General features: G+C 71.5%; 13 protein-coding genes. 8 read left to right on the forward strand and 5 right to left on the reverse strand.

What is annotated here, in order from left to right; translation table 11 throughout:
* The first annotated feature begins 250 nt into the window (after positions 1 to 250).
* Positions 251 to 1,213, forward strand: a complete 963-nt coding sequence (locus WMF26_RS01460; protein ID WP_437998839.1) for an NAD(P)-dependent alcohol dehydrogenase — start codon at positions 251 to 253, stop codon at positions 1,211 to 1,213.
* A gap of 15 nt (positions 1,214 to 1,228) precedes the next feature.
* Positions 1,229 to 1,906, forward strand: a complete 678-nt coding sequence (locus WMF26_RS01465; RefSeq protein ID WP_437998840.1) for a hypothetical protein — start codon at positions 1,229 to 1,231, stop codon at positions 1,904 to 1,906.
* A gap of 108 nt (positions 1,907 to 2,014) precedes the next feature.
* On the opposite strand, the gene WMF26_RS01470 is transcribed toward WMF26_RS01465, so the two are convergent.
* Entirely contained in the window at positions 2,015 to 2,635 is a 621-nt protein-coding gene (locus WMF26_RS01470) for a hypothetical protein (protein ID WP_437998841.1), read from the reverse strand.
* A 425-nt stretch (positions 2,636 to 3,060) separates the two neighbouring features.
* Here WMF26_RS01470 and WMF26_RS01475 point away from each other — a divergent pair, with 425 nt between their 5' ends.
* The gene (locus WMF26_RS01475) at positions 3,061 to 4,887 is read left to right on the forward strand and encodes an FG-GAP-like repeat-containing protein (RefSeq protein WP_437998842.1); all 1,827 of its coding nucleotides are present in this window, start codon (positions 3,061 to 3,063) and stop codon (positions 4,885 to 4,887) included.
* A gap of 99 nt (positions 4,888 to 4,986) precedes the next feature.
* The gene (locus tag WMF26_RS01480; RefSeq protein WP_437998843.1) at positions 4,987 to 5,829 is read left to right on the forward strand and encodes a dienelactone hydrolase family protein; all 843 of its coding nucleotides are present in this window, start codon (positions 4,987 to 4,989) and stop codon (positions 5,827 to 5,829) included.
* Positions 5,830 to 5,937: 108 nt separating this feature from the next.
* On the opposite strand, the gene WMF26_RS01485 is transcribed toward WMF26_RS01480, so the two are convergent.
* A complete protein-coding gene (locus WMF26_RS01485; protein ID WP_437998844.1) occupies positions 5,938 to 8,463 on the reverse strand; it encodes a penicillin acylase family protein in 2,526 nt (841 codons plus the stop codon).
* 738 nt (positions 8,464 to 9,201) lie between these two features.
* On the opposite strand from WMF26_RS01485, the gene WMF26_RS01490 reads away from it, so the two are divergent.
* Entirely contained in the window at positions 9,202 to 10,266 is a 1,065-nt protein-coding gene (locus WMF26_RS01490; protein WP_437998845.1) for an LLM class flavin-dependent oxidoreductase, read from the forward strand.
* Between the two features lie 65 nt (positions 10,267 to 10,331).
* On the opposite strand, the gene WMF26_RS01495 is transcribed toward WMF26_RS01490, so the two are convergent.
* On the reverse strand, positions 10,332 to 10,832 hold the full coding sequence (locus tag WMF26_RS01495) for an SgcJ/EcaC family oxidoreductase (RefSeq protein WP_437953596.1): 501 nt from the start codon (positions 10,830 to 10,832) through the stop codon (positions 10,332 to 10,334).
* A gap of 107 nt (positions 10,833 to 10,939) precedes the next feature.
* On the opposite strand from WMF26_RS01495, the gene WMF26_RS01500 reads away from it, so the two are divergent.
* Positions 10,940 to 11,539, forward strand: a complete 600-nt coding sequence (locus WMF26_RS01500) for a MarR family winged helix-turn-helix transcriptional regulator (RefSeq protein ID WP_437998846.1) — start codon at positions 10,940 to 10,942, stop codon at positions 11,537 to 11,539.
* A gap of 37 nt (positions 11,540 to 11,576) precedes the next feature.
* Here the strand turns inward: WMF26_RS01500 and WMF26_RS01505 are convergent, their stop codons facing one another.
* Entirely contained in the window at positions 11,577 to 12,347 is a 771-nt protein-coding gene (locus tag WMF26_RS01505) for an SDR family NAD(P)-dependent oxidoreductase (protein ID WP_437998847.1), read from the reverse strand.
* Between the two features lie 118 nt (positions 12,348 to 12,465).
* On the opposite strand from WMF26_RS01505, the gene WMF26_RS01510 reads away from it, so the two are divergent.
* A complete protein-coding gene (locus WMF26_RS01510; protein ID WP_437953599.1) occupies positions 12,466 to 13,380 on the forward strand; it encodes a LysR family transcriptional regulator in 915 nt (304 codons plus the stop codon).
* Positions 13,381 to 13,649: 269 nt separating this feature from the next.
* Positions 13,650 to 14,702, forward strand: coding sequence for a protein-glutamine glutaminase family protein (locus tag WMF26_RS01515; protein ID WP_437998848.1), 1,053 nt, complete (start codon positions 13,650 to 13,652; stop codon positions 14,700 to 14,702).
* Between the two features lie 126 nt (positions 14,703 to 14,828).
* Here WMF26_RS01515 and WMF26_RS01520 read toward each other — a convergent pair whose 3' ends face one another.
* Complete coding sequence (locus tag WMF26_RS01520; RefSeq protein WP_437953601.1) at positions 14,829 to 15,668, reverse strand: class I SAM-dependent methyltransferase; 840 nt, start codon at positions 15,666 to 15,668, stop codon at positions 14,829 to 14,831.
* Positions 15,669 to 15,676 lie beyond the last annotated feature (8 nt).

The following is a 15,676-nucleotide window of genomic DNA, read 5'->3' on the forward strand; positions in this document are numbered from 1 at the left end:
AGGACCGCCGGCGTGGGATGGGGCGATCGACATCGGGGTGGGTCGGAGGTTCCCGGCTGCGTCGCTCGAGCCGGGGTCGCCGCCGGTGCCGGCCCGCCGCGCCGGGTGGCGGTCGTGGCGAGGAGATGACTAGAATCGTCGGCATGAGCCATCCCATCACGCCGCGCTCGCGATGCGCGCCGGCCGTCATCGAGGCTGGTCCGACGCCGCTGCGCGGAGGGGCGCGCCTCGCCGCGCCGGCCGAGGCGACATGAGGGCCATCGTCTACGACCGGTACGGCGCGCCCGACGTGCTGAGGCTCGCGGACATCGCCGTGCCGGAGATCGGGGACGACGAGGTGCTGGTGCGCGTCCGCGCGGCGTCCGTGAACTCCTGGGACTGGGATCTCGTGACCGGAACGCCGGTGTTCTTCCGCTTCTGGGGCCTGTTCAAGCCCAAGCACAGGGTCCCCGGCGCGGACGTCGCGGGGCAGGTCGAGGCGGTGGGCAAGAACGTGACCCGGTTCCGCCCGGGCGACGAGGTGTTCGGAGATCTCTGCCAGTGCGGCTGGGGCGGCTTCGCGGAGTTCGCGCGCGCCCGCGAGAGCGCGCTGGCGCTCAAGCCGGCCGGGATGACGTTCGAGCAGGCCGCAGCCACCCCCCAGGCGGGCGCCATGGCCCTGCAGGGGCTCCGCGATGAGGGGGCGATCCGGCCCGCGCAAACGATCTTGATCAACGGCGCGGGGGGAGGGGTCGGCACGTTCGCGATCCAGATCGCGAAGTCGTTCGGCGCCGAGGTCACCGGCGTGGACCGGGCGGAGAAGCTCGAGACGATGCGCTCGGTCGGCGCGGATCACGTCGTCGACTACGCGAGAGAAGACTTCGCGGAGAACGGGAGAACGTACGATCTGATCCTCGACGCCGCGGCGCATCGCTCGATGTTCGACTATTCGCGCGCGCTGAGCCCGGGGGGAACCTACGTGATGCTCGGGGGATCCGTCGGTCGGATCCTCGAGCTCTTGTTGCTCGGTCCGTGGATCTCGAGGAGCGAGCGAAAGAAGATGCGCATCCTGGCGGCGAAGGCGAACCATGACCTGGCCGCCCTGGCGGAGCTGTTTCGAGCGGGGAAGGTGAGGCCCGTCATCGATCGCTGTTACCCGCTCGCCGAGGTCGCCGACGCGTTTCGCTATTTCGGGGAGGGGAGAGCGTGCGGGAAGATCGTCATCACCCTGTGACCCCGAGGGAGAGGCATGCTCGCGTTCATCCACACGGCCCGCGTCCACGTCGAGACCTTCAGCCGCCTCGTCCGGGCGGTGGACGACGCGATCCCGGTTCGGCATGAGGTCCAGGAGCGCCTCCTCGCGGACGCGGTGGCGGCCGGCGGGATCACGGACGGCGTCAGGTCGGCCACGGCCGCGGTCGTCCAGGCCCTCGCCGGCGGCGGCGCGCGGGTGATCGTGTGCACCTGCTCGACCCTCGGCGGCGTCGCGGAGGCGGTGCCCGTCGACGGCTGCGTCGTGATGCGGATCGATCGCCCGATGGCGGAGCAAGCCGTCGCGAGCGGCCGCCGGATCGTCGTCCTGGCCGCGCTCCAGAGCACATTGCAGCCGACCGTGGCATTGCTGCATCAGATAGCGTCCGACGCGGAGCGCTCGATCGACGTTGTCCAGACGCTGTGCGAGCGCGCGTGGCGGCTCTTCGAGGCGGGTGACCACGCCGGCTATACCGGCGAGATCGCCAGGACCATCGAGACCACCGCGCTCCCGAGCGATCTCGTGCTGCTGGCGCAGGCGTCGATGGCCCCCGCTGCCGAGCTCGTCCGACATCTCGGGATCCCTGTCCTGAGCAGCCCGAGATCGGGCGTGGAGGCTGCCGTGTCGAGGTATCGCTCCACTGCTGTCGGTGGAGCACGGCGCGAGAGAGGATAGGCGGGGAGCTCGGGCACCCCGAGCTCGTCGCGAGGCGTCGCGGGGTCGAAGAGGATGCACCCGTCCAGCGGCCACGACGGCCGGACGGTGCGCGAGGGCCCCTCGGCGTCACTGGATCGTGCTGTCGATGTAATATCCGGCGCTCCCGCCCGGGACCGTCACGGCGCCGGAGCCGGTCGTGAAGGTCCCGCTCGGCGTGACGTTGGCCGGGTTCTGCCCCGTCGGGATCGTCTGGTACCAGGTCAGCCGGGTGATCTCACCGCCGGCCGTGCCGATGCGCAGGTGCACGGCGCCGCTGTCGTAGCGGTATCCCCCGCTCACCTGGTCCGTCGAGAACGACGCCCAGGACGGGAGCCGCGGCACTTGGAACTGCTGCGAGCCGCTCTGCGCTGGCGGCGTGCCGTCCCCGTCGGTGTGACTGAAAATCACGTTGCTCTGACCGAGGTATTGCAGGTTGGCGGTGGTCACAGAGAAGTACTCCGTGTTCGCCTGGTAGTTGCCCACGCTGGTACCGCCGATCGCAAGGACCTGAAAGAGTGGCTTATTGTTCGCGAAGGTCGCCGTATACAGGCGCCAAGCCTTGTATCCAACGCCGATCTGGGCTGCGCTTGCCGAGTCGAGCGCCTCGCTCTCGGACTGCTCTGCGCTCTCGGCCATGACGCAGCCGGACGCCGCCAGAGCAAGGAAGGCCGCCGTCGCCAACCGCATGATCAGGCTGTGCATCTGCATCGGACTCACACCTTTCTACGTCATTGCGTTGATCCGTTCCGTTCCTTCGTCGCGCTTTGCACGTCCCATGCCACCCAGCGGCCGCGAGGCACGGCATCGATACGGCCGCGCTGGGCGCCCGCATGCCACGCACCAGCCGTGACATGTCACGTGACATGTCACGCTGCAGCCGTGACATGTCACGCATCAGCCGCGACAGCCTCCGCGACCTCCGCGCTGGAGACCGCTGAATCGTCACCCCGAGCGCCGCAATCGCATGATAGCGTTGCCGCATGAGACGGCATGTTTTCGAAATTGCTTGTGCGATAACACTCGGCTTGCCGGGCGTATCGCACGCCGCCGAAGACTGCGGAGCGGTGTTCTTTGCCTGGGGAAACACGGATCTCGACGTCCCTCTCGGAACGCACAACGCGCGCTTCGCAGACATGGACGGAGACGGCACGATCGATTGGATCCTGACACGACCCGACAAGATCGTCGTTCAGCTGCGCGATCGCGACGGCGCGCTGCGCGCCACCTCGACGTTCCCGGACGCCGCGGGCGACGATCTGTACGTGCACCAGATGGCGGTGGCCGACGTCACGGGCGATGGTCAGCTCGATCTCGTCGTCAGGGACGAGCACAGCGTCTTCGTCGTCCAGCAGTCGTCGGGCAACCTCGCTCTCCTCGGTCACCTCGGCGTCACGCCGAGCTCGCTGGATTCGCTGCTGCTCTCCGCCGGACACTTCCTCAGCCAGAGCCAGGCTGATATCGTCGTCGAGACGGGCCCGGGCGAGCTGCGGCTCTTCCATTTCTCTGGCGGTGCGTTCAGCGCGGCGCAGACGCTGACGGACGTGGCCGTCCTGGAGAAGAGCGTCGCCCACAGACACCCGATGGCCGCGCGGGACGTCGACGGCGATCGCCTGGACGACCTCCTGTACCCGACCGCGGACGGCCTCGCCGTCGCCCGGCGGACCGCATCTGGCGACTTTCAGCCGGTACATCGGCTCGCGCTGGACGGGAGCTACGAGCTCGGGGCGTTCGGCGACTTCGATGGCAACGGCCTGCAGGACGTCGCCGTGATCGCGAGGATCCCTGGCTCGTCGGGCGACGGCGCGACGCGGCTCCACACGTGGCTCCAGGGCGCCGCGGGCACCTTCACGGCGCTCGCGCCGCAGGACAGGGAGCGCGGGCGCGGCGGGATCCTCGTGGCCGATCTCTCGGACGACGGCGGCGACGAGGTGGTCATCGGCGCTTCGGTCGGGCGGCTCCGCGAGGGACGGTGGCTGTTCACCGAGCGCGATTCGTTCGAGGACATGCCCGCAGGGCTGATCGACCTGACGGGCGACGGGCTGCTCGACCTCGTCAACGCCGGCGGGATCATCTCCTTCTCTCGAGGCGTCCGCGCGGACCTCGCGCTCGACATCGTGAAGCCGCCCGGCCCTGTCCGGGCAGGCGGCGGCGTCTCCATGACGCTGTCGGTGACCAACCGGGGACCCTCGGCGGCGGGCCGCGTCGCCCTCCTCGCCGAGAGCGGAGAGAACGGCCAGGTGACGCTGGGCTGCGGCCTCGAGGATTGCTCCCGGCTGGAGCTGGACGCCGGGCAGAGCCTCTTGTTCTCGGCGGCGCTGAGCGTGGGGGAGGGCGAGCACGTGGACCTCAGCGTGTCGGCCTGCGGCTCCCTGTTCGACGCCGACACGAGCAACAACCGCGCTGCGCTGAGGGTCCCCATCGACAACGAGGAGCGCGCCGATCTGAGCGGCCACGTGAGCATCATGGTCGACGGCGCGGAGCTGATGCTCCCGCTGAGCGTGGTGAACTCCGGTCCTTCTCTGGCGCGCCGCGTGATCCTGGAGCAGCAGCTGCCTGCGGACATGTCCCGTGTCAGCTGGACGTCGAGCCGCGACGCGGACTGCGCGCTGGAAGGGACCACGCTGTCGTGCCAGCTGGCAGAGCTCCCCGAGGGGGAGATCTGGTCCCTCACCCCGCGGGGCGGGATCGACTATCGACAGCAGCGGATCGCGACGCGGGTGACCGTCCGCAGCGACACGGCGGATCCGGACGAGAGCGACAACACCTTCGGACGGGTCATGCCGGAAGGCTTCCTCGGCGCGATTCCGGGCTTCGGCGCGGGCTCGGACGGCGATGCCTCGGGCGGGTGCGGGTGCCGCCTCGGAGCGCCCCCGAGCGGCGCGACACCTCCTGCGCTCGCGCTCGCGGCCGTCGCCGCGCTCGCTGTCGCGGCCCGGCGGAGGGGACATCGCCGCGCCTGACGCCGGCGAGGAGGCGAATCGATCTTCGCCGTGTCGCCCGCGCGGCCACGCCGCCATGACGGGCTTTACCGCGCGCGCGCGCCGTGATGCAGTCACGCCGTGACCACACCGAGCAAACCCAAGGCGCCCGAGGGCGATCTCGCCACCTTCCAGCGCGAGCGCGTCACGCACCACGGGGAGACGCGCGACGTCTATCGGAAGGGGAAGGGCCCCGCGGTCCTCGTGCTGACCGAGATGCCGGGCATCTCTCCCCAGGTGCTCGGGTTCGCCGACCGGGGCGTGGCGCTCGGCTGCACGGCCGTGCTGCCGAACCTCTTCGGGACCGCCGGCCGCGACCCTCTGCAGCCGTCCAGGCTGTCGGGCACGCTCTACGCGCTCTCGACCATGGCCAAGGCCTGCGTCAGCAAGGAGTTCACCGTCTTCGCGACGGGGCGCTCCTCGCCGGTCGTCGACTGGCTCCGCGCCCTCGCCGCGTCAGAGCACGAGCGCTGCGGCGGGCCGGGCGTGGGCGTCGTGGGGATGTGCTTCACCGGCGGGTTCGCGCTCGCCATGGCGGCGGACGCTCGGGTGCTGGCGCCCGTCATGTCGCAGCCGTCGCTCCCGTTCGGGCTCAACGAGAGCCGGCGGCGATCCGTCGATTGCGATCCTGCGACCCTCGACGCGGTGGCGCAGCGCTGCGACCGGGAGGGCCTCCGGGTGATCGGGCTCCGCTTCAAGGGCGATCCCCTGGTGCCCGAGGAGCGGTTCCAGTTCCTGCGCGAGCGCCTCGGCGACGGCTTCGTCGCCGTGGAGCTGGAGCAAGCGGACGGGCACCCCGAGGGCCCTCTCAAGAAGCATCACTCGGTGCTCACCGGCGCGTTGATCGATGCTCCGGGCGAGCCGACGCGCGCCGCGCTCGACCGCGTCCTCCAGCTCTTTCGCGACAAGCTCCTGGCCGCATAGCGCGCCGTCTGGCTCGCCCGCGCCCCGCCCTCGCCCGCGGCGCCGCCGGCGTCTCGATCGCCCCCTGCGCTCAGGCGCCCCGCGAGCGCGCCGGCGGCGCCCGTCGATTCAAGGGATCGCCGCGGACGTGAACGGTATCGGAAAGATCTGACCCGCCCTCCACGCCTCCGCGTGATCCGCGTAGCGGCACGTCCGCGGATCACCGCTCATCCCCGTGCTCATCACCCCGAGCGACCCGTCGAGCGGCGCGAGGTTCCAGATGATCCGCGTCGCGCTCAGCGAGTCCTGATCGAGCGCGGCGCGCACCCCGCCTGCCTCCTCGAGCTCGCCAGGCGGGAGCGCCAGGATACCGACCTTCCCGAACCACCCGCCGATATTCACCGTCTCCACGTCGCCGGTCGCGGGGAAGGTGCCGATGTCGAACCGCGCGTCCGCGCCCGCGAGCGGGTGGTTGTAGGTCAGCTCGTGGATCCCGCCCCAGGTCCACGCGCTCACGTCCGAGCCGAGGGACGCGCGGAGCATCGCGTCCGCCTCGGCGAGGGCTGCGCGGACGGCCTGGTCCCGCGCGGCGCCCGGGTCGACGCCCGCGCTGATGCCGAAATACGGCGCGCGCGGGCTCTCGAGCACATCCATCAAGCCGCCGAGCTGGTTCGTGAGAAACACGCTCGGCGCGAAGAACGCGTACTCGTCGGGACCGATCACGTCCCTCACCGTGTTGCGCAGCAGGATCAGCGTGAGCATCTCGTACACCGCTGCCCCCTGGCTGCCCGCCGCCGCGTTCCCGTCCCACTGCGCCAGCGCCGCCGCGGCCGCCGCCGCGCTCGGATCGTCCGCCGGCAGCCCGGCGCGCCCGAGCGCCGCCAGGTAGCTGTCGCGCAGGGGCAGCCCGATCGTGGTCTGCGTGTCGAGCTGGATCGAGGCCATGTCCTGCGGCGTGAGCGGCGCCGTCGCCGTGGTGAGGCGGGTGATGATCCGCTGCGCGCGCCACGGCATGTCCCAGTAGTTGGCCAGGTGGACCGGCCGGCCCTGCGGCGCGTAACCGCGCGGAACGATCCGGTGGTTCGCCGTCACGAGGAGATGCGACGGCGGATCGTACACCGAGGGCAGCTCGGCGTCGGTCGCGTATCCGGTCCACTCGTGCCCGCCCGTCCCCGGCACCGGATAGAGCGAGTTCAGCGGGCTCTCGCGCTGCGGCGCGAGCCCCGAGAGCTGGTAGCCGATGTGGCCGTGGGTGCCCGCGTAATCCGCGAAGATGAAGTTCCACCCGATGCTCTGCTTCAGCGCCGCCGCCCGGAACTGCGCAAAGGTCTGCGCCGCCGGCATCTCGAAGTAGCCGTCGACCCTCCACGCCGGTTGACCCGCGGTCGACTTGAGCGCGAGGGTGCCGAACGCCTCCAGACCCTCCAGGCCATCGTTGAGGATCGGCCCGTGGGGCGTCGCGCGGAACGTCCGCTGCACGTCCGGCTGCCCCTTCACGCGGAGGGTCTCCGTGCGCGTGGTGACGCGCCTCCACTGGCCGTTGACGAGCACCTCCTCGCCGCCTCCGTTCGCCGGGCGGAGCGTCTCCACGTACAGGTCGACGCTGTCGAAGAGCGCATACGTAGGCACCCAGGCGATGCTCTCCGTGTGGCCGCTGATGAACCCGGGGAAGCCGGGCACCATCCAGCCTGCAACGTCGTACTGCCCGCTCACCTTGAGCTGAGCCACGTAGACGGAGGACGGGGTCGCATGGGGGAAGTGCGGGTCTGTCGCCAGGAGCGGCTTGCCGGTCGAGGTGAGGTGCCCGTCGACCGCCCAGGCGTTGCTCGCGCGCCCGCTCGCGGGCGTCATGCCCAGGGACCGCCCCGCGAGCCAGCGCGAGCCCGCGAGGCACGCCGGCGGGGGCGGATTGACGATGGTCGCGGCCGGCCCGCTCGGGCCGGGCGGCACGAGGAACTGCGAGATCGGGCTCAGGTTGCCCTGCGCATCAAACATCGATACTTCGTTCCCCGCCTCCTTGATCAGCGTCGTCGCGACCTCCGTCCCGGCGATGGATGCCACCGCGGCGCGTTCGAGCTTGGTGAACCACGTCAGCGTGTCGAAGGTGACCCCCACGTAGATGTAGGCGAGGACGCTGTCCTCGGGCGTCCAGGGATCCGGCTGAACGCCGAGGGCTTGGAACTCGAGCGGCAGGCCGGTCGTCGACGCTCTCGCATCCGCGATGTACTGGTTCACGCCCGCCGCGCAGCCCTGCAGCGCGCGCTTCGTCCGCGAGGCCGCCGCCGCGTAGCGCGCCGCGGCGAACGCCGAGAGGTTCTGCGCGCGGGCGAGGAGATCCTGATCGAGGATGCTGTCGCCGTCGCCGGGCCCGTAGATCTCCGCGAGGCGCCCCTTGGCGCTCCGGCGCAGCACGTCCATCTGGAAGAGCCGGTCGCGCGCCATCGCATAGCAGAGGCCGCCGTAGCCCGTCGCTTCGTCCTCTGCGGTCACGTGGGACATCCCCCGAGCATCCACGCGGATGGACGCGACCCCGCGCCCGCTGATCTCGACGGCGAGCAGCCCTTCCCCCGCTCGCTCCGCCAAACCCCCACCATCCCGGGTGACGCTGCACGCAGCAGCGGATAACAGGAACACCACGCCGGTCATTCGTCTCATCGTGCGCATCTCCTCCTGGACGTTTCACGAAGGCCGCGCTCCACAGCCGATGTGCGCCGCGCTCACCTGCGCCACCAAGCCCCCTTCAGCGCGCGCGTGCGGAGAGCGGTCGACATTGCAGCATGCCGTCTCGGAAGAACTGGACGGCTGCCAAAACTGGCAAACTAGCACTTCCACGGTGTACGCGCCATGCGCGGAACCCATGGTGAACCGAGCTCTTCAGGACGCCGACCACACCGTTCGCGGAGCTCGCACACGGTACGTCCGGGGCTCGGGCGCGCGGTGCAAGGAGGTCGTCGCCACAAGGTCAACCCCAGGGCGCCCCTCGGGTCGATGCAGCGTCACCGGCCAGTTAGGTCACCCACCAAGGAAGCTTTGTCTGGCACGATGCGCCCGCTGCGCCGAGCGCATGAGCTCTATGCATTGGAGGCGAGCTGTCGGCTGATCCAGCGTGCTGAGCCCCCGAGCGCCACGGCAGAAGGAAAGCGCTGCTCACGATTTCGCGCCATCGGTTCGCGTTGGTTGGGGCCGTTCGCGGCAGCGCGGTCGGCCACGATCACGATCGCGCCGGAGCGAAAGCGCGGCCCGCCGGGCGGCGCCGCTGAGCGGAGGCGAGGACCTCCTCGTCCCGCGCCAAACGTCTCTTCGGTCCGATGCGCACGCGCCTACGCATGAGGCAGCACCAAGGCGGGGATCCACGCGACGAGGAGCGGCCCTGTCCTTGCACGAGGGCCGGGCATGAGGTTTGGCATCTATCAGCTGGTCTCCTGCGCCGAGGGCCAGGACGTGCACCAGCGCTACCGGGACACGTTTGCCTCGTCGCTCGCCGCCGACGAGCTGGGATACGAGTCGATCTGGCCGGTCGAGCACCACTTCGATCCGCGCGTGTCGGTGCTCTCGTGCCCGGCGCTGTTTCTCGCGGCGGTCGCGTCGCGCACGAGCCGCCTGCGGCTGGGCACGGGCATCGTGCAGCTGCCCTTGACCCATCCGCTGCGCGCGGCCGAGGAGCTGGCGACGCTGGACGTGCTCAGCGAAGGGCGCGTGGAAGCGGGCGTGGGCCGCGGCGTGCACCCGGCGCATTTCGCGGGCTTCGGCGTGCCCATCGCCGAGAGCCGCGCGCGCTTCGAGGAGGGCGTGGCGTTGCTGCTGCAGGCCTTTCGCGAGGAGCGCGTCTCGTTCCGGGGGCGGCACTTCGACGTCGCCGGCGTGCAGATCGTGCCGCGCCCGGTGCAGGCGCGAGGCCCGACGGTGCGCGTGGCGGCCAACTCGATGGAGACCGCGGTGTTCGCCGGGAGGATGGGGCTGCCGGTCTTGACGGCCTCGCACGTGACGCCGTTCCCCAAGCTGGAGGGGCTCCTGGGTGCGTACCGCGAGGCGCGCCGCGAAGCGGGCCACGCGCCGGCGGCGCCCGACGACATCTCCGTGGTGATGCCGCTCTTCGTGGCCGAGGACCGCGCCGGGATCGAGCGCCAGCTCGCCCCGGGCGTCGCGAGCTACGTCGCGATGGTGTCATCGGCGCTCGCGCCGCAGGTGGAGTCGGCCTCCGTGCCGGCGGAGCGCGAGCGCTTGCTGGCGCTCCTCGCCGGGATGCGCGCCACCACGCTCGCGAGCCTCGACGCGTCGATGGGCGTCTTCGACACGCCGGAGGGGTGCGTGGAGCGCCTGCGCGCGCTGGCCGCGCGCTTCGGCATGGGGCGCATCATCGCCTGGTTCAACTTCGGCGAGATGCTGCCGCACGCCGAGGTCACGCGCGCGATGGCGCTGTTCGCGGCGCGCGTCATGCCGGCCTTGCAGGACGCGTAGACGGATCGCGCGCCCGTACCACGGCGCGCGCGCCACGCGGCGTCGCGGCGCTCGTCGCCGGGCGCTCAGGCCGCGAGGGCCTCGGGGTGGCGCCGTCGCCAGAGGGCGAGGCGCCAGCGCATCACGGCGGCGAAGAGGCGCATGGACAGGCTGTCGGACGGGGGCAGGGGCCGCACCCGGGTGTTCTGGAACGACGCCACCCGAAAGCGCCCGTCGTCGCCCCGCACCACCACCAGCGTCTGCCGCGACCGCCGGCTCGGGGGCGCCGTCTTCTGCCAGGGCCACAGCACCGCGCCGGTGCTGACGACCACGGCCGCGTCCGGGCCGAGGAAGCGCACGCTCTCGATCTCGCCGACCAGGCGCGTGCCGGCGAGCACGCCGGCGAAGAGCTCCTCGTGCGCCCTGCGGTTCGCCTCGCGGCCGCGCAGCCACGAGCCGTCGAACGTCACGTAGTCGGAGTCGGGCGTGTAAAACGCGTCGACGGCGCTCGCGCCCTCGCGCGCCCACGCCTCGCACAGGGCCTCGAACAGGCGCCGAATTGCCGCCTCGTCGGTCGAACGATCCATGGGAACTCTCCTTGCGATGTAACTCTCTTAGTAAGTAAGATAGTTAGCGCGGATTGTCAAGCCCGCGGCGGCTCGGGTAGAGTGCGGGTGGATCGAGGCGAGAGGCGATGGCCGGGAAACGGGCGAGCGCGAAGGAGGTGAGCGAGCTGATCGACAGCCTGGGCGACCGGCTGGGCCGCGAGCTCAGCACGCAGTCGGTGCTCCTTCACCAGGCGATCGCCGAGCGCCTCGGGCTGAAGGGCACCGACCACAAGTACCTCGACGTCCTCCGGCGGGCGGCGGAGGCGGGGCCGGTCACGCCGGGCGACCTCGTGCAGCTCACCGGGCTGACCTCGGGCGGGGTGACGGGGGTGCTCGATCGGCTGGAGGCGGCGGGGTTCGTGCGCCGCGTGAAGCACCCGAGCGACAGGCGGCAGCTGGTGGTCGAGCCGGTGGTCGAGCGCTACGCCGAGATCGGCGCGCTCTTCGCGCCGTTCCGCGAGCGCTGGGCGGTGCTCTGCTCGCGCTACTCGCTCGCCGAGCTGCGGCTCATCTGCGATTTCTTCGAGCAGGCGACCGCGCTGATGGCGGAGGAGATCGCCCGCATGCAGCGCCCGGCCGCGCCCGAGGCGCCCCCGGCGAGCGCCGCGCCTCGCGCCGGCGCGCGCGCCGAGACGGGCGCCCGCGCCGAGAGGGGCGCGAAGGCGCGGCCGCGCCGGACTTCCTGAAGGGGCGGCGCCTCCCGCCGTCCCTCCAGAGCGCGCCTTAGAGCATCATGCCGCCGGACGCCTCGATGCGCTGGCCGGTGATCCAGTGGCTCTCGGGCGAGAGGAGCACGGCGACCACGCCGCCGATGTCGTCCGGGAGGCCGACCCGGCCGAGGGCGGTCTGGGCGGCGATCATCTTGTTCAGCTCGGCGTTGTCGCGCACGGCGCCGCCGCCGAAGTCGGTCTCGATCGCGCCCGGGGCGAGCACGTTGACCGAGATCTTCCGCGGCCCGAGCTCCTTCGCCATGTAGCGGGTGAGCACCTCCACGCCGCCCTTCATCGCGGCGTAAGCGGCGTACCCGGGGAACGTGAACCGCGCCAGCCCCGACGAGACGTTGAGGATCCGCCCCCCGTCCGCGATGAGCGGCAGGAGCTTCTGCGTGAGGAAGAACGTCCCCTTCAGGTGGACGTTCACGAGCGCGTCGAACTGCTCCTCCGTCGTCTCGGCGAAGCTCGCGTGGACGCCGATGCCGGCGTTGTTCACCAGGAAATCGAGGCGATCGCGCCCGAAGCGGCCGGCGAGCTCCGCCTTCACCGCCTCGGCGAACGCGCCGAAGCCGCGCGTGTCGGCGACGTCGAGCGCGAGGGCCGCCGCCTTGCCCCCCTTGGCCTCGATCTGCTTCACCACGTCCGCCGCCTCGGCCGCGCCGCCGCGGTAGGTGAGGATGACGCCCACGCCGCGATCGGCGAGGTGGAGCGCCATGCTCTTTCCCAGCCCGCGGCTCCCGCCGGTGACGAGGGCGACGGGGCTCTGCTTCGATGTGCTCATGGTCGGGTCCTTTCGGTGGAGACGCGGCCGCTCGCCGCTGTCTGCGGTAGTGAATAGCGACCCGATCCCGGTTGAGAAAGGCCCGGGGTTCCGACACACTGTTTCGCTGGCCGAAACAATGAGCGTCGACCTCGAATCGCTGAAGATCTTCGTGAAGGTGGCCGAGCTCGGGAGCTTCACGCGCGCGGGCGAGCACCTCGGCATGCCCAAGGCGCGCGTGTCGCTGCGGATCTCGGCCCTCGAGGCCGAGCTCGGCACCCGGCTCCTCCAGCGCTCGACCCGCGTCGTGCGCCTCACGCCCGACGGCGAGGAGCTCCTCCCGCGGGCGCGGCGCCTCGCGCTCGAGACCGACGAGATCGGCGCGATGTTCCAGGCGGCGAGGGCCCTGCGGGGGCGCGTGCGGATCGATCTGCCCGTGCGCTTCGCGTGCGACGTCATCATCCCGCGCCTGCCCGAGCTGCTCGCGCGCCACCCGGGGCTCGAGGTGCTCCTCAGCACGACCGATCGGCGCGTCGAGCCGCTCCGCGAGGGCTTCGACTGCGTCCTGCGCATCGGCGCCCCGGGAGACCCGGGGCTCGTCGGCCGCAGGCTCGGCGCCCTGCGGATGGCGAACTGCGCGAGCCCGTCGTACTTGCGCGAGCACGGTACGCCTCGCCGGCTCGAAGATCTCGATCGGCACCTCGTCGTCCATTACGCGTCGACGCTCGGCGCCGACGCGCCGTCGTTCGAGTACCCTCACGAGGGCGGGTATCGCGAGCGGCCGATGCGCAGCGTGGTGACGGTCAACAGCGCCGACGCCTACCTCGCGGCGTGCGTGGCGGGGCTCGGCATCATCCAGGCGCCGCGGGCAGGGAGGATCGGAAGCAGCCTCGCCGCAGGCGCGCTCGTCGAGGTCCTGCCCGCCCTCACCTGCGCGCCCATGCCGGTCTCGCTCCTCCACACGCACGGCAGGAGCGTGCCGCGCCGCGTGCGCGCGGTGATGAGCTGGATCGCCGAGGTGCTCTCTCCGCACGTCGACGCGCTCGACCGCTGACCCGGGCAGCCGCGCTGAAGCTCGCTCGACCACGCGTGTTCGAGCGAGCTCACCCGCTCGTCGCGGCCGAGGGGCGCGCGCAGCAGGAAAACGACGCGGTCGGGGCGATTCGCGCGAAGGACGACCGAGGTTGCCCGCATTCACCCGGATAACCGTCCTGTCCCCCAGGGGAGCCAGGCTCCCGTGGCGGTTCGTGTCGCGCATGCAGGGAGAGTGAATCGATGAGACCGTCATATCTTGCCTTGGCGAAATTGTTCTGTGTCGCGGCAATGGCCCTTGGCCCCGTGGCCTGCGGCGGCGACGAGGGCGACGATGCCGCGCCGGATCTCGACATCGAGCGATCCGACGGGACGGCGCCGCTCGAGGGCAGCGGGAGCTGCCCGCTGCTGGACGGTGCACACTCGTACAACGAGCTCAAGGGCCCGCTCGCGAACGTGCCGGTCGACTGCGTGCCCAGCTGGACCGAGGCGCAGCTGAGCTCCGGGTTCGCCCTGATCCGCGACACGCGGTTCGAGGAGCTCACCGTGCCGTCCCAGCCCGGCTTTCCGCGGCGGATCCCCTGGCTCGACCCCGAGAACGGTTGCGAGGAGCGGGCCCCGGCGGCGACCTACTTCCTCCACGAGGCGAATTACCCGACGCCCTGGTATGCCAGGGTGACCGGGAATCTGACCTTGCAGACCGAGAACGAGCCGGACGGAGAGGTGTCGTGGAGCCACCACGTCGCGCCCGTGGTCCGGGTCGGCGGACAGCTCATGATCCTCGACCCCGCCATCGAGCCGGCGGGGCCTCTCCCGATCGCGCAGTGGATCTCTCGCTTCGCCCCCGGCTCGTTCGACACGGCGGTGTGCCGCGACCACGCCAAAGACAGCGGCTGCGTCGACGCGGTGCCCGCGGCGCCGTCGCTCCCCAGCATGGCGTCCGATTACGACGGGATCCGCATGCGGCTGGTCTCCGAATGGCGCGTTCAGGAGCTGCTCGGGCGCGATCCGTACCGCTCCCTCGGCGACTGCCCGCCGTGGGTCACCACCTGCCCCCCCGAGCCCGCGCCCAACCCGAACCTGCCGCCGAGCATCCTGCGGTTCGCGTCGGACCGGACCGACATGCCCGTCTGGTATCCCATCTACGTGATCGGCGACAACTTCGTCCCGGGCTTGACGACCGTGCGCATCACCGGGAACGGCATCGACGTGATCGCCCCCATCTCCCAGATCAACAAGCGCAGGATCCTGATCGAGGAGGAGTATCCGTTCGGCGTCTATGAGGTGACGGCGTCGAACGGAGCGCACACAAGCCAGCCCGTGTCGCTGACGATCGCGTGGTGATCCGGAGGACCAGGCACGCGCGCCGGAGCCCGGCGCGCGTGCCGCCGTCCGAGCGCGACGCTCGGCCGGGCGCAGGCGCCGCGGCGGCGCGCTGACGCGGGCCTCCGGGGCGAGGCGCTGTCGCGGCTACGCGGACGCGATGGTGACGCCGATCCCCGGCAGCGCCTCGATCCAGAACACCGACGAGAAGCCCGCCTCGAGGAAGAGGCGCTGGAACTCCTCGCCCGTCCGGTGCCGGACGAAGCCGGGATCGGCGAGCATCGAGATCGGGCGCGCCAGCTCGACGAACCACGCGGGGCCGGCGTCGGCGACGAACGCCCTCCCGCCGGGCGCGAGCGCGCCGCGGAACGCCCGGGCGGCGGCCGCGCCGTCCGGGTAGTGGTGGAACGACAGGCAGCAGAAGATCGCGTCGAAGTACCCCGCGAACGCCGCCGGCGGCCGCGCCACGTCGGCCTGGAAGAAGGCCATGTTGCCGCAGCCCGCGCGCCGCGCGCCCTCGTGGGCCTGCTCGATCATCCCCCGCGACAGATCGGCCGCGACGACCTCCCCCTCCGGCACGAGCCGCGACAGCCGGATCGCCGCCTGCCCCGTCCCGGCGGAGGGATCGAGGATCCGGGCGCTCGGCGCGAGGTAGGGCCGCATCAGCGCTACCGTCTCGTCCACGATGGGATCCGAGAACGGCCGCACCACGGCCTCGTACAGGTGGGCCACGTCGTCGAACGCCCGCACGCTCTCGTAGCCCTCCGGCTCGCCGGGCAGCAGCACCGGCTGCGCGTGACGCAGCGAGAGATCCGGCCCGCCGCCCCGCGGCGCGCCCGCCTCCGGCCGGTCGCCGAGCGTCGCCGGCCGGTAGAGGCCCAGCCGGCGGAGCGCCAGCGCCGGCTGGAACACGTGCAGGTTCCACGAGAGGAGCGCCATCGCCAGGCTGTGGTTCAAGAGGTGCCGCTCTGGGCTCGGCGCGACCATCGATTTTC

The organism is Sorangium sp. So ce185 (genome assembly GCF_051526825.1).
Lineage (GTDB): Bacteria > Myxococcota_A > Polyangia > Polyangiales > Polyangiaceae > Sorangium > Sorangium cellulosum_D.

Coding starts and splice junctions, on each gene's coding strand:
- WMF26_RS01515 (WP_437998848.1), top strand. CDS start 13,650: ATGGCCCTTGGCCCCGTGGCCTGCGGCGGCGACGAGGGCGACGATGCC.
- WMF26_RS01505 (WP_437998847.1), bottom strand. CDS start 12,347: ATGAGCACATCGAAGCAGAGCCCCGTCGCCCTCGTCACCGGCGGGAGC.
- WMF26_RS01475 (WP_437998842.1), top strand. CDS start 3,061: ATGGACGGAGACGGCACGATCGATTGGATCCTGACACGACCCGACAAG.
- WMF26_RS01490 (WP_437998845.1), top strand. CDS start 9,202: ATGAGGTTTGGCATCTATCAGCTGGTCTCCTGCGCCGAGGGCCAGGAC.
- WMF26_RS01460 (WP_437998839.1), top strand. CDS start 251: ATGAGGGCCATCGTCTACGACCGGTACGGCGCGCCCGACGTGCTGAGG.
- WMF26_RS01465 (WP_437998840.1), top strand. CDS start 1,229: ATGCTCGCGTTCATCCACACGGCCCGCGTCCACGTCGAGACCTTCAGC.
- WMF26_RS01495 (WP_437953596.1), bottom strand. CDS start 10,832: ATGGATCGTTCGACCGACGAGGCGGCAATTCGGCGCCTGTTCGAGGCC.
- WMF26_RS01470 (WP_437998841.1), bottom strand. CDS start 2,635: ATGCAGATGCACAGCCTGATCATGCGGTTGGCGACGGCGGCCTTCCTT.
- WMF26_RS01520 (WP_437953601.1), bottom strand. CDS start 15,668: ATGGTCGCGCCGAGCCCAGAGCGGCACCTCTTGAACCACAGCCTGGCG.
- WMF26_RS01510 (WP_437953599.1), top strand. CDS start 12,466: ATGAGCGTCGACCTCGAATCGCTGAAGATCTTCGTGAAGGTGGCCGAG.
- WMF26_RS01500 (WP_437998846.1), top strand. CDS start 10,940: ATGGCCGGGAAACGGGCGAGCGCGAAGGAGGTGAGCGAGCTGATCGAC.
- WMF26_RS01485 (WP_437998844.1), bottom strand. CDS start 8,463: ATGAGACGAATGACCGGCGTGGTGTTCCTGTTATCCGCTGCTGCGTGC.